Source organism: Mesorhizobium sp. M8A.F.Ca.ET.165.01.1.1, from assembly GCF_004792065.1.
Taxonomy (GTDB): domain Bacteria; phylum Pseudomonadota; class Alphaproteobacteria; order Rhizobiales; family Rhizobiaceae; genus Mesorhizobium.
Genome location: NZ_SRTH01000016.1, coordinates 30067 through 42967 on the forward strand (window position 1 = coordinate 30067; position 12901 = coordinate 42967).

Here is a 12901-nt window from a genome sequence, read left to right on the forward strand (position 1 = left end):
GGTTTCCTCCGGTCAGCCGCCGAGTTTCTGGATTGCGTGCGCCGAAGTGGCGAAGGCGACGTTCTTCGTCTCCATGTAGAAGTCGAAGGAATGGTCGCCGCCGTCGCGGCCGATGCCGGAGTTCTTGACGCCGCCGAAAGGCGTCGGCAGATGGCGCACATTCTCCGAATTGACCCAGATCATGCCGGCATCGAGCGCATCGGTGAAGCGGAAGGCGCGGGTCACGTCGGATGTCCAGAGATAGCCGGTGAGGCCATATTGCGTGTCGTTGGCCAGCGCCAGCGCCTCCGCCTCGTCCTTGAAGGCGATCGCGGTCAGCACCGGCCCGAAAATCTCTTCCTGGGCGATGCGCATCCTGTTGGTCGCGCCGGTAAACAATGTCGGGCTGACATAACAGCCACCGCCCGGACCGGCGAACTTGCCACCGCCGGCGGCGACCACCGCGCCCTCCGATTTGCCAATCTCGATATAGGACAGCACCTTCTCCTCGTGCACCGGATGGATCAGCGGCCCGACCACGGTGTTGGGGTCGAGCGGATGGCCTATCTCGATGCGCTTGGCCTTCTCCGCCACCAGATCGGTGAACCGGTCATAGACCGAGGCCTCCACCAGCAGCCGCGACGAGGAGGTGCAGCGCTCGCCGTTGAGCGAGTAGATCATGAATACCGCCGCATCCGCCGCGCGCTCCAGATCCGCATCGGCGAAGACGATCACCGGGTTCTTGCCGCCGAGTTCGAAATGCACGCGCTTCAGCGTATCGGCGCCTTGCTTCATGATCATCGAGCCGGTGCGGCTTTCGCCGACGAAACCGATCGCCTTGATGTCGGGGTGCTCGGTCAGCGCCTTGCCGGCATGTTCGCCGAGGCCGTTGACCAGGTTCCACACCCCCTTCGGCAGGCCGGCCTCCTCGGCGATCTCGACCAGCAGCCGCGCCGTCAGCGGCGAGAACTCAGCCGGCTTATGAACCACCGTGCAGCCGGCGGCCAGTGCCGGCGCGATCTTCCAGGTCGACAGCATGAATGGCGTGTTCCACGGCGTGATGATGCCGACCGGCCCGATCGGCACCCGCGTCGTCATGTTGACCTGGCCAGGCGTCCGTAGCGTTTCGCCATCGCGCGCTTCCGGCGCGCGGTCGGCGAAGAAGCGGAAGTTTTCGGCGCCGCGCAGTGCGGCCTTGGCCATGAACTTCAGCGCCTGGCCGGTGTCCATGCATTCGACGAAGGCGATCTCCTCGGCGCGCGCCTCGATCGCGTCGGCTATTTTGTGCAGCAGCTTCTTGCGCGCCTCGCCAGGCATGCCGGCCCAGGCCGGAAATGCCGCCTTCGCCGCCTTCGCCGCGCGGTCGATGTCGGCGGCGCCGCCGCGCGCGACCTTGGCCAGCGGCTTGAGATCGACCGGCGACAACGTCTCGAAGGTCGAGCCGTCGGCGGCAGGCACCGCTTCGCCGCCGATCTGGTTCAGCACGCCGTCGCGCTTGAAGCGGGCGAGGTAGGCTTGCGCCTTTTTCAGATTGCCTTCGAGATCGGACATGTTGGTCTTTCGTCACTTGCCGCGCAGCCGCGGGTGGATTGCATTCTTCTTCCAGCTCAACACCGGGTCGATTTCCCTGATCTCCAGCGACAAGGCGAAATGCGGGGTCTCGAACAGCGTTGCCAGGTATTGGCTTACCGCGGTGAACACGGCCTCGCCGGTGCGTTTCTTGTCCTCGGCGCTGCGGCCGCTACCGATGCGAAACGACATATCGAGAAAGGCGTTTTCCGGCAGGCGATCGGCAATGGCGTAGGCGTCGGCGCGAAAAGCCCGCACCCGCACGGCGCCGGTCTCGAACAGCCCGGTGTCGAGCACCGTGCGCAACACCAGCGCGCACAATTCACTCATGTCGACCTTGGCATCGAGATTGGCCGAATACTCGATGGAGAAGTGCGGCACCGCGTTTCGTTCCCTGGATTCTTGCATTTTGTAGTTAACGCGTTAATTACATGATGTACCCCCAAAGTCAAGTCTTGCATCGGGCTGGAGGCGACGATACGGGATGGAAAGGTCGGGGTTTGACGTTGGCCCATGTGGGGTCAAGACTCGCCGACCACCGCATTTATTGGGGGCGCTGCTTCTTGCTGCCGGAAAACACTCGTCGCTCCTTACCGATGGCATTGCTTCACGCCCGCGAAGCCGTGATGGCGCGGTTTCGCCCCATGCTTGCCGCGCATGACGTGACCGAGCAGCAATGGCGCGTTCTGCGCGTGCTGAGCGAGGCCGGCCCGGTCGAGGCGACCGAGCTTGCCGAGCGCGCCTCGGTGCTGCCGCCCAGCCTGACCCGCATCATCAAGGCGCTCGAGGGCCGGAAATTCATCACCCGCAACAAGGCGGAAGGCGACGGCCGCCGCGTCGTGTTGACCATCGCGCCGGCTGGCTCGGCCCTGATCGATGCGCTCTCGCCCGAGCGCCGCGTCATCTATGACGACATCGAAAAGCGCTTTGGCCATGAACGGCTGGAGCAGCTGCTCGATCTCCTGGAGACCCTGATCGACGGCGAGAGCTGAGGCTTTTCGGTTCGTCGCGGCGGCTCGCATGATCGCGCCAGGACAGCAACACGCCTTCGCGATTAGCCGCGACATCCATCGTGTCGTCATCCTAGGGCGAAGCAGGAGCGAAGCTCCGTCGCGCAGACCCTAGGATCCATGCCGGGACTCCTGAGCGCCCCCACGGTGCAGATTCTGCACCGCTGCACTCGTCGTCTAATGTCACGGAATGGATCCCAGGGTCTCCGCGACGCCGCTTCGCGGCTGCTCCGCCCAGGGATGACGAGGTTGAGAGGGCGGCGGCCGATCTCCAATGCCTGTACCGCGCTCCCAAGGCCTGTTCACCCGCCAAAGCTCCCCAGCCGTGTCGGCTGCGTGTAGTTGCGGTCGACATAGAGCAGCGCCGAGCCGCCGCTGCCGTGCCTGACGTCGATGACGCGGCCGATCATGACATTGTGCGTGCCGACGAGGTGCACCGTCTCGATCTCGCAGTCGAAATTGACGATCGCGTCCGACAGCGCCGGCGTGCCCGACGTCAGCGTCTGCCAGCGCGCCGACGAGTAGCGGGCTTCCATGTCCCTGGTCGCGCCGGCAAACTTTCCTGCCAGATGCATGTGGTCATGCGTCAGCACGTTGACGCAGAAGCGCCGGTTGGCGAGGAACATGGCGGCCTGCGTCGACCGTCCGTTCATGCACACAAGCAGCGTCGGCGGCTCGTCGGAGACGGTGCACATGGCCGTGGCGGTGAAGCCGCCGCGTCCGGCCGGCCCGTCGGTGGTGATGATGTTGACCGGCGCGCAGACCCTTGCCATGGCGTCGCGGAAATCGGCTTTCGAAATCTGCGCGGCCATAGGCTTCATCCCGCCGTTGGAGTGAGTGGCGGCAACCAGGTGTCGCCCGTCCAGCCATGCTCGTCATAGTCGGCCATGCAGGTGTCGACGAGTTCCTCCATCGCCTTCAGCCGGCCGCCGCGCTCGGCGCCCTTCAGCACCTGCAGTCGCACCTCTTCCGGCGCGCCGGCGTAGTTGAGCTCGTAGAGCGCGTGGCGGCCGCCGAACTCGGTGCCGGTCGCGTCCCACAACAGCTTCATGATCTTGATGCGCTCGATGTGGCCCATGTCGTTGGAGCCGCGCACATATTGCGCCAGATATTTGTCGATCTCGGGATTGTTGAAATCGCGCACCGACGACGGCAAATAGATCAGGCCGGACGCGATCACACGGCGCACCGTGTCGATGACACGCGGATAGGCCTCCGACATGAAGGTGCGGTAGGCGAGCGCGGCATCGAGATTGGGCAGCACCGCGCCGTTCGCCCATGGGATCGGGTTGTGGGCCATGGCATTGGAGAAACTCCAGAACATGTGCCTGAGCGCAATGACCTCGCCAAGCGCTGCCTGGTTGCCGCGAAACGCGTCGCCGCCGGTGGCGCGCAGCGCCTTGGCCAGCAGGCCGGCGAGGAAGTCGAGCTTGACGGCAAAACGCGTGCAGCCCTGGAAGCAGTAACCATGCATGAAGCCGGATGCCGGGTGGAACGACAGGATCTTCTGCGCATCGCGCAGCACCAGCACGTCCTCCCAGGGGATGAAGACATTGTCGAGCACCAGGATGGCGTCGTTCTCGTCGAAGCGCGACGAAAGCGGATAATCGAAGGGCGCGCCGACCGTGTTGGCCGTCTGCTCATAGGAGACGCGGCAGAACATCTTTATCCCCGGCGCGTTCATCGGCACGATGAACATCACCGACAGCGACGGATCCTCCGTCACCGTCGCCGAGCCCTGCGCCAGGAAATTGTAGTGCGTCAGCGCCGAGGACGTCGCCACCACCTTGGCGCCGGAAACGAAAATGCCGGCATCCGTCTCCCTGGTGATGTGGACGAAGACGTCCTTCACCTGTTCGGCCGGTTTGTGGCGGTCGATCGGCGGATTGACGATCGCGTGGTTCATGAACAGCACGGCTTCCTGCGCACGCTTGTGCCAGGACAGCGCATTGTCCTTGAACGGTCCGTACCAGTCGGCGTTGGCGCCGAGCGTGTTCATCAGCGCCGCCTTGTAGTCGGGCGTGCGTCCCATCCAGCCATAGGACATGCGCGACCACTCGGCGATCGCCGTCTGCTGGGCCGCGAGTTCGCCGGAGGATTTCGCGACGCGGAAATATTTGTGGGTATAGCCACCCGACCCGGTGTCGGTCGCAGAGGTCAGCGTCTCTCGCCGCTTGCCGTCATGCAGCGCATCGTAGAGCCGCGCCAGCGACCGCGCCGAATTGCGCATCGCCGGATGGGTGGTGACATCGGAGACGCGCTCGCCATTGATATAGACCTCGCGCCCGTCGCGCAGGCTCTCCAGATATTCCGCCCCGGTGAACGGGCGCGCTTTGTCCGCGCGAAAATCTTCCGACCGCATGATGCTCCTCCACTTTGTACCGCAACCCTAGCGCCTCCGCTGGCGATCGGGTATGGACGGAACGGCAAAACCGATTGGACTTTTTCCGGCGCCATGAGCCAGAATTCCATCCCCGATTTCTTCGTCTATGGCGAGCCGGTGCGGCCGCTCGATGTTGGCTTCCTGCATGTCGAGACGGTGCTTGCCCGCAGCAACATTCACCTTGGCCAGGTTGCCGCGCACAAGCACCCGCAGATGGGCCAGATCACCTACTGGACCGGCGGTTCCGGCACCTACCGCATCGAGGATCGCTCCTGGGACTTTTCGGCGCCGGCCGTCAGCTTCGTGCCAAGCACCATCGTGCATGGTTTTTCGATCGGGCCAGGTACCGACGCCATCGTCGTCTCGGTCGCCGACGATGCGCTCGCCACGCTTGCTGGCCACAGCCTGCTGCCGCTCGACCGGCCGGTCTTCACCGACGCCCTGCCCCAGCACGCCGCATGGCAAAGGCTGGCAACGGTGCTGGACATGATCGCCGCCGAATACGCCGAGGCGCAGGGCGGCAGCGACAAGGTGCTGCCGGCGCTGATCGCTGTCGCGCTCTCCCATATAGCGAGGCTCGCTCCTGAGGCGACGGATGCCCGGGGCTCTTCCGACACGTCACTGGCGCGGGGGCTGCGGAGGCTCGTCGATGCGCATTTCCGCGACAACTGGCCGGTCGACCGCTACGTCGAGGCCCTCGCCACGACGCCGCATTTGCTCGACAAGGCCGCCCATGCGGTGCTGGGCAGCGGCGTCAAGCGGGTGGTCGGCGAGCGCCGGTTGCTGGAAGCCAAGCGGCTGCTGCTGTTCACCGTGCGCACGGTCGAGGACATCGCCTACGAAATCGGCTTCGACGATCCGGCCTATTTCTCCCGCTTCTTCCGCGAGCGTACCGGCGAGGCGCCGGCCGCGTGGCGGCGGAGGCAGTTGCAAGGGCATTGATCCTTACGCTGATTGATTGTGCCTGAGGCCAGCATTCTTCCCCGATGATGCAGCCATGGCCACCTTTTCGTGAAGGTGCGCGGGTTGATCCGGCGGCCTGCATGCCTAGGTAGAGAGAGCGGCCGGGGCGCCACGCGATCTCAACAATCGGTATGACATTTTCCTGTATTCGAAAGCTTGCCCTTTCTGGTCTCATCGTCGTCGTCCAGTCTTCCTGCGTCGTTCCCGACGACACGTCGCGCATCGCCAAGGTTGATCCCACGGCGGCGGCGGCTCGCAAGGAGATGGTCGGCCTCAGCGAGGCCGACGTTCGAATGTGCGCGGGGTTTCCAACCGCCACCGCGGACGCCGGCGGATCCGGCCAGATCTGGACCTATAAGCGCGTCGTTCAGCGCGGCAATCTCAGCATCGTCGTCCCGACCCTGTCGGTGGGGCCGGTCCCGGCGCTCGGTGGCTCCCTCAATGTCGCTCCCGGCGGCTATTGCGACACGCAGGTCCGCATGTTCGGCGGCCGCGTCGCCGAAGTTGCCTACGCCGGCGACAACAATCTGCCAAACAGGCGCGACGCGCTTTGTGTCAGCACCGTGGATGCCTGCGTGGCCTATGCCCGCCAACACAGGCCGGCCGCCAAATAGCGGCAGCGGATTTCGCGGGAAATAGCGATGGCCGGCCTTCGCTGTTTGACGCGGATGGCGTTGAGGGCTTGACTGACCCGCCGGACCGAATACGCTAAGGCTAAATACCGGCTCTGATCGCCGGGCGGCAAACATGCCTCGTATGCCTCGCCTTTCCGGCGCTGGCTGCGGGGCATTGTCATTTCTGGGGTCCTGTTTGAAACGGCGCATCGAAATCGGCATCCTCTATTCCCGCTCGGGCAGTTATCAGCTCGTTTCCGACGCGTGTCGCATGGGCGCCATGCGCGCCATCGCCGACATCAACGCCGACAGGAGTTCAGGCATCGAGCTGGTGCCGGTCGAGCGCGATCCGCAAAGCAATGCCGATCGCTACGCGACGCTGTGCGAGGATATTTTCAAAACCAGCAGCGCCCGTCATGTCGTCGGCTGCGTCACCTCCTGGAGCCGCAAGGAGACGATTCCGGTGCTTGAGAAGGCCGGCGGCATGCTCTGGTATGCTTGCCCCTATGAGGGTTTCGAGGCCAACGAGCATGTCGTCTACATGCACGCCTGCCCCAACCAGCACCTGGTGCCGCTGCTGGCTCATGTCGTGCCGCGCTTCGGCGCCAACGGTTTTCTACTCGGGTCGAACTACATCTGGGGCTGGGAGATGAACCGCGTCGCGCGCGACCTGATCGCGGACGCCGGTGGCAAGGTGCTGGGCGAGCGCTACCTGCGCATCGGCGAGATCGACGTGTCGCGGCTGATCGCCGAAATCCGGGCGACGCGGCCGAACTTCGTCCTCAACAATCTGATCGGCACCTCGTCCTATGCCTTCCTGGCGGCCTATCGTGACCTGGGCGTTGAGGATCCCGCCTTCAGTTCGCAAAACTGCCCGGTCATCTCCTGCAACCTCACCGAGGGTGAGCTGCCGGCGATCGGCGAGACCGGCAAGGGCCATCTGTCGGTCGGGCCCTATTTCGCGCCAAGGCCGGCCGCCTTCGCCTCCTCCTTCGAAGCCTCCGCCTATGCCTCTGTGCAGGTGATGGCCGACGTGCTGTCGCGCGATCCCGACGCCGGCCCGGCGGAATTTTCCAAGGCCTTCGCCGAACGGCGCTTTTCCACCCGCCTCGGCCCGATCGCCATCGACGCCCATTCCCAGCACGCGACGCTGCCTGTCATCATCGGGCGGATCGCGGATGGCTTCTTCGAAGTCGTCAGCCGCGAGGACGAGGTCGCGCCGGACCCGTATCTGTCGCGCTACGACCCCGCAAAGACATTCGGCCGGCCACGCCTCAGGGTGGTGTCGTGACCCGAACCCCGCGCATCCCCAATCTCGGCGGCGCCAGGGCCTTTGTCCTGCATCGCCCGCACCCGACGGTGCAGGCGATCACCAGGCAATTGTCGGCCATCGGGCTTGTCACCGTGGACTGCTGGCCGGAACTGGCGCCGGAGGCGCTGGCCGCCGACTTCGTCTTCTTCGACGCCGATCTCGGCTTCGACGAGCAATTCCCCTGGAAGCCGGGCGAGGCGCCGATGCCGCTGGTGGCGCTGATCGGTTCCGAAGCGCCCGGCCGCATCGAATGGGCGCTGTCGCACAAGGCCGATGCCCAGCTCCTGAAGCCGGTCGGCAATGCCGGCGTCTACAGCGCGCTGCTGATCGCGCGCCAGAGTTTCGAGGCTCGAAAGCATTTAGCCGGCGAGATCGCCGCGCTGCGCCAGCGTGTCGCCGAGCGCCAGACCATCGTGCGGGCTGTCTCGGCTTTGTCGAAAGGCGGCGACGACGACCGCGCCTATGCGCAGCTGCGCTCGCTGGCGATGAGCTGGCAGATCAGCGTCGAGGACGCCGCGCGCCGTATCGTGGCGATGACGGACGAGGCCAAGACCGAAGAGGAAGGCGGCGATGACCAGTCCCATCGCGCCTAATCTCACGGCCGGGCGCATGCCGGCCAAGCCGCGCGCCGGCGTCTGGCGCCGGCTGACCAAGCGCCGCCTGGCGCTGCTCGGCTTGGTCATCGTGGCCATCGTCGTCGCCGGCGCGATCCTGGCGCCGTGGCTGACCGGCTACGATCCCAACGAGCAGATGTTCGACGGCCTGACCATCGAGGGCTCGCCGCTGCCGCCGACCGCGAAATTCTGGCTGGGCACCGACCTGCTCGGGCGCGATCTTCTGACCCGCATCCTCTACGGCGCGCGCACCTCGCTGATCATCGGCATCGTCGCCAATGGCGTGGCGCTGCTCATAGGCACGCTTGTCGGCGTCAGCGCGGGCTATTTCCGCGGCTGGGTCGGCAGCGCGCTGATGCGTTTCACCGATCTGATGATGGCCTTCCCGGCGCTGCTGCTGGCCATCTGCCTGGCGGCGGTGTTCCAGCCCAGCCTCTGGATCGTCGCCATGGTCATCGCCCTGGTCAACTGGGTGCAGACCGCGCGCGTCATCTACACCGAAACCTCGTCGCTCGCCGAACGCGAGTTCATCGACGCCGAGCGCACCATCGGCGCGAGCGCGCCGCGCATCCTGTTTCGCCACATACTGCCGCATCTCCTGCCCACCATCATCGTCTGGGGCACGCTCGGCATCTCGACCACGGTGCTGCTGGAGGCGACGCTTTCCTTCCTCGGTATCGGCGTGCAGCCGCCGACGGCATCGTGGGGCAACATCATCTTCGAGAACCAGACCTATTTCCAGGCCGCACCCTGGCTGGTGTTTTTTCCCGGCGCCGCGATCCTGGCGCTGGCGCTGGCCTTCAACCTGATCGGCGACGCGCTGCGCGACATCCTCGACCCGACGCAAAGGGGCCGGGAATAATGGGGGGCCGGGAATAATGGGAGGCCGGTCATGATCGCCTATCTCGGCCGCCGACTGATCCAGTCGCTGCTCATCCTGCTCGGCGTCTCGCTGATCACCTTCGCGCTGCTCTATCTCCTGCCCGCCGATCCGGTGCGCCAGATCGCCGGCCGCAGCGCCACGCCGCAGACGGTGGAGAACATCCGCCAGCAGCTCGGCCTCGACCAGCCCTTCGTCGTCCAGTACTGGCACTATCTGGTGAAGCTCGTCGGCGGCGATCTCGGCCGCTCCTACATCCAGCGCTCCGAAGTCACCGAGCTCATCGTCTCGCGGCTGCCGGCCAGCCTGCTTCTGATGGTCGGCGCCATCCTGTGCGAATTGCTGATCGGCCTCTCGATGGGCCTGATCGCCGCCGTCAAGCGCGGCACCGCCACCGATCAGACCTTGATGGTCGCCTCCTTCGTCGGCGTCTCGGCGCCGCAATTCGTCGTCGGCCTTTTGCTGCTCTACGTTTTTGCGGTTAGGCTGAGCTGGTTTCCGATCGGTGGTTACGGCACCTGGCGCCATCTCGTGCTGCCCTCGCTCACCATGGGCATTCTCGGCGCCGGCTGGTACGCGCGCATGATGCGCTCGTCGATGATCGACGTGCTGCGCCAGGATTACGTGCGCACCGCGCGTGCGAAAGGGCTGGCACGGGGCGCCATCATTTTCCGCCATGCTCTGCCCAACGCCATCCTGCCGGTCATCGCCATGATCGGCATCGACATCGGCATCTTCATGGGCGGCATCGTCGTCGTTGAAAGCGTGTTCGGCTGGCCCGGCATCGGCCAGCTCGCCTGGCAAGCCATCCAGCGTGTCGACATCCCGATCATCATGGGCGTCACGCTGGTATCGGCCTTCGCCATCGTGCTCGGCAACCTCTTGGCCGACATCATCGCGCCGTTCATCGACCCCCGTATCAAACTGAGATGAGCGCCCGGATGAAACCAGAAAACAAACAGAGAAAGGGAACACGACAATGAAGAAGTTTCTCGCATCGACCGTAGCCGCATCGGCCTTGGCGGTGATGCTCGGCATGACCAGCGCCCGCGCCGAGGAAACGATCGACCCCAACGCCAGGCAGGGCGGCGAAATCATCGCCACATACAAGGACGATGTCACGACGCTCGATCCGGCGATCGGCTATGACTGGCAGAACTGGTCGATGATCAAGAGCCTGTTCGACGGACTTATGGATTACGAGCCCGGCACCACCAACCTCAAGCCCGACCTCGCCGAGAGCTACGAGATTTCACCCGACGGCAAGACCTTCACCTTCAAGCTGCGCCACGGCGTGAAATTCCACAATGGCCGCGAGATGACGGCCGACGACGTCAAATATTCGCTCGACCGCGTCACCAACCCGAAGACGCAGAGCCCCGGCGCCGGCTTCTTCGGCTCGATCAAGGGTTATGACGATGTCGCCGCGGGCAAGGCCGAGGGCCTCTCCGGCGTCACCGTCGTCGACCCCTACACGGTCAAGTTCGAGCTGACCCGCCCCGATGCCACCTTCCTGCATGTCATGGCCATCAACTTCTCGCATGTCGTGCCGAAGGAAGAGGTCGAAAAATATGGCGCCGATTTCGGCAAGCATCCGGTCGGCACCGGGGCGTTCAAACTCGCCGAGTGGACGCTCGGCCAGCGCATCGTCTTCGAGCGCAATCCGGACTATTGGCACAAAGGCCTGCCGCATCTCGACAAGATCACCTTCGAGGTTGGCCAGGAGCCGATCGTGGCTTTGCTGCGCCTGCAGAAAGGTGAGATCGACCTGCCGCTCGACGGCATTCCTCCGGCAAAATTCCAGGAGGTGATGGCCGATCCCGAGCAGAAGGCGCGCGTCGTCGAGGGCGGCCAGCTGCACACCGGCTATGTCACCATGAACACCACCATGGCGCCGTTCGACAATGTGAAGGTGCGCCAGGCCGTCAACATGGCGCTCAACAAGGCGCGCATCATCCAGATCATCAACGGCCGCGCCGTGCCGGCCAACCAGCCGCTGCCGCCATCGATGCCGGGCTATGACAAGGAGTACAAGGGTTATCCCTACGACGTCGCCAAGGCCAAGGCGTTGCTTGCCGAGGCCGGCCATCCCGATGGTTTCGAGACGCAATTGTTCGCCATGAACACCGACCCCAACCCACGCATCGCCCAGGCGATCCAGCAGGACCTTGCGGCGATCGGCATCAAGGCCAGCATCCAGTCGCTGGCGCAGGCCAACGTCATCGCCGCCGGCGGCGACAAGGCCGGCGCGCCGATGATCTGGTCGGGCGGCATGGGCTGGATCGCCGACTTCCCCGATCCGTCGAACTTCTACGGTCCAATCCTGGGCTGCGCCGGTGCCGTGCCGGGCGGCTGGAACTGGTCGTGGTATTGCAACAAGGACCTCGACGCCAAGGCGGCCGAGGCCGACTCGATTGTCGACCCTGCGAAGGCCGGGGAGCGCAGCAAGATGTGGAGCGACATCTACGCGAAGATCATGGCGGACGCGCCCTGGGCGCCGGTCTTCAACGAGCAGCGATTCACCATGAAATCGGCCCGCATGGGCGGCGCCGACAACCTCTACGTGGACCCGGTCCATGTCCCGATCAACTACGACAATGTGTACGTAAAAGATGTGCAATAACTGCGACTACACCATCCACGGGCGCCATCACCATTTCGGCTGGGACAATTCGTTTGTCCCGGCGCAGCGCGTGGCGCCCGGCTCCACCATCGAGTTCCAGTGCCTCGATGCCGGCGGTGGCCAGCTGAGGCCCGATAGCACCGCCGCCGACATTGCCAAGCTCGACTTCGCGGGGATCAATCCGGTTACCGGACCGATCTTCGTCGAGGGTGCCGAGCCCGGCGATGCGCTGAAGGTGACGATCGAGATGTTCAAACCGTCCGGCTTCGGCTGGACGGCGAACATTCCGGGCTTCGGCCTGCTCGCCGACGACTTCAAGGAGCCGGCGCTGAACATCTGGAAATACGATGCGGCTTCACTGGAGCCAGCATTGTTCGGCAAAAATGCCCGCGTGCCGTTGAAGCCCTTTGCCGGCACCATCGGCAATGCACTGGCCGAGATGGGCCACCACTCGGTGGTGCCGCCACGTCGCGTCGGCGGCAATCTCGACATTCGCGACCTTGCCGCCGGGACCACGCTCTATCTGCCGGTGGAGGTGGCGGGCGCGCTGTTCTCGGTCGGCGACACCCATGCCGCGCAAGGCGACGGCGAGGTCTGCGGCACCGCGATCGAAAGCCCGATGGACGTCGTGCTCAAGCTCGATTTGGTGAAAGATGCGCGGCTGAAGACGCCACGCTTCACCACATCTGGCCCGGTGACGCGCCATCTCGACGCCAAGGGCTATGAGGTGACGACCGGCATAGGCCCCGACCTGATGACGGGCGCGAAGGAAGCGGTCGCGCAGATGGTCGATTTGTTGGCGGGCCGCTACAAAATAGATCCCGTCGAGGCCTACATGCTGGCCTCGGTCTGCGGCGATCTCCGCATCAGTGAGATCGTCGACATGCCCAACTGGGTGGTGTCGTTCTATTTTCCGCGTTGCGTGTTTGAATGAGGGGTCGGCGCCGCACCCCC

General features: G+C 64.7%; 13 protein-coding genes. 9 read left to right on the forward strand and 4 right to left on the reverse strand.

All coding sequences use genetic code 11. From position 1 onward, the window contains the following. Positions 1–12: 12 nt before the first annotated feature. Together hpaE and EN808_RS29230 are read right to left on the reverse strand one after the other, a co-directional pair. Complete coding sequence (hpaE, locus tag EN808_RS29225) at positions 13–1530, reverse strand: 5-carboxymethyl-2-hydroxymuconate semialdehyde dehydrogenase (RefSeq protein WP_135917550.1); 1518 nt, start codon at positions 1528–1530, stop codon at positions 13–15. A 12-nt stretch (positions 1531–1542) separates the two neighbouring features. Further along, positions 1543–1929, reverse strand: a complete 387-nt coding sequence (locus EN808_RS29230; protein ID WP_135917552.1) for a 5-carboxymethyl-2-hydroxymuconate Delta-isomerase — start codon at positions 1927–1929, stop codon at positions 1543–1545. 215 nt (positions 1930–2144) lie between these two features. On the opposite strand from EN808_RS29230, the gene hpaR reads away from it, so the two are divergent. Next, positions 2145–2540 (forward strand): homoprotocatechuate degradation operon regulator HpaR, encoded by a 396-nt coding sequence (gene hpaR / locus EN808_RS29235; RefSeq protein WP_245511762.1) that lies wholly within the window; start codon positions 2145–2147, stop codon positions 2538–2540. 320 nt (positions 2541–2860) lie between these two features. Here hpaR and EN808_RS29240 read toward each other — a convergent pair whose 3' ends face one another. Then, positions 2861–3370, reverse strand: a complete 510-nt coding sequence (locus EN808_RS29240; RefSeq protein WP_135917554.1) for a flavin reductase — start codon at positions 3368–3370, stop codon at positions 2861–2863. Between the two features lie 5 nt (positions 3371–3375). Then, positions 3376–4920, reverse strand: coding sequence for a 4-hydroxyphenylacetate 3-hydroxylase N-terminal domain-containing protein (locus EN808_RS29245; RefSeq protein ID WP_135917556.1), 1545 nt, complete (start codon positions 4918–4920; stop codon positions 3376–3378). A 93-nt stretch (positions 4921–5013) separates the two neighbouring features. On the opposite strand from EN808_RS29245, the gene EN808_RS29250 reads away from it, so the two are divergent. The 8 genes from EN808_RS29250 (at position 5014) to EN808_RS29285 (ending at position 12881) form a co-directional block, all read left to right on the forward strand. After that, the gene (locus EN808_RS29250; protein ID WP_135917559.1) at positions 5014–5883 is read left to right on the forward strand and encodes a helix-turn-helix domain-containing protein; all 870 of its coding nucleotides are present in this window, start codon (positions 5014–5016) and stop codon (positions 5881–5883) included. Positions 5884–6035: 152 nt separating this feature from the next. Continuing rightward, a complete protein-coding gene (locus EN808_RS29255; protein WP_135917571.1) occupies positions 6036–6518 on the forward strand; it encodes a hypothetical protein in 483 nt (160 codons plus the stop codon). A 196-nt stretch (positions 6519–6714) separates the two neighbouring features. Beyond that, positions 6715–7809, forward strand: coding sequence for a transporter substrate-binding protein (locus EN808_RS29260; RefSeq protein ID WP_135917573.1), 1095 nt, complete (start codon positions 6715–6717; stop codon positions 7807–7809). Beyond that, positions 7806–8423, forward strand: coding sequence for an ANTAR domain-containing protein (locus tag EN808_RS29265; RefSeq protein WP_127278050.1), 618 nt, complete (start codon positions 7806–7808; stop codon positions 8421–8423). Before EN808_RS29260 ends, EN808_RS29265 begins: the two co-directional genes overlap by 4 nt. Continuing rightward, the gene (locus tag EN808_RS29270; RefSeq protein WP_127278049.1) at positions 8401–9306 is read left to right on the forward strand and encodes an ABC transporter permease; all 906 of its coding nucleotides are present in this window, start codon (positions 8401–8403) and stop codon (positions 9304–9306) included. Before EN808_RS29265 ends, EN808_RS29270 begins: the two co-directional genes overlap by 23 nt. Positions 9307–9336: 30 nt before the next feature. Continuing rightward, on the forward strand, positions 9337–10257 hold the full coding sequence (locus EN808_RS29275; RefSeq protein ID WP_127278048.1) for an ABC transporter permease: 921 nt from the start codon (positions 9337–9339) through the stop codon (positions 10255–10257). 46 nt (positions 10258–10303) lie between these two features. Then, positions 10304–11947: an ABC transporter substrate-binding protein gene (locus EN808_RS29280; protein WP_135917575.1), complete on the forward strand. Its 1644-nt coding sequence runs from the start codon at positions 10304–10306 to the stop codon at positions 11945–11947. Next, positions 11937–12881: an acetamidase/formamidase family protein gene (locus EN808_RS29285; RefSeq protein ID WP_127278046.1), complete on the forward strand. Its 945-nt coding sequence runs from the start codon at positions 11937–11939 to the stop codon at positions 12879–12881. The genes EN808_RS29280 and EN808_RS29285 overlap by 11 nt, the downstream gene beginning before the upstream one ends. The last annotated feature ends 20 nt before the right edge of the window (positions 12882–12901 follow it).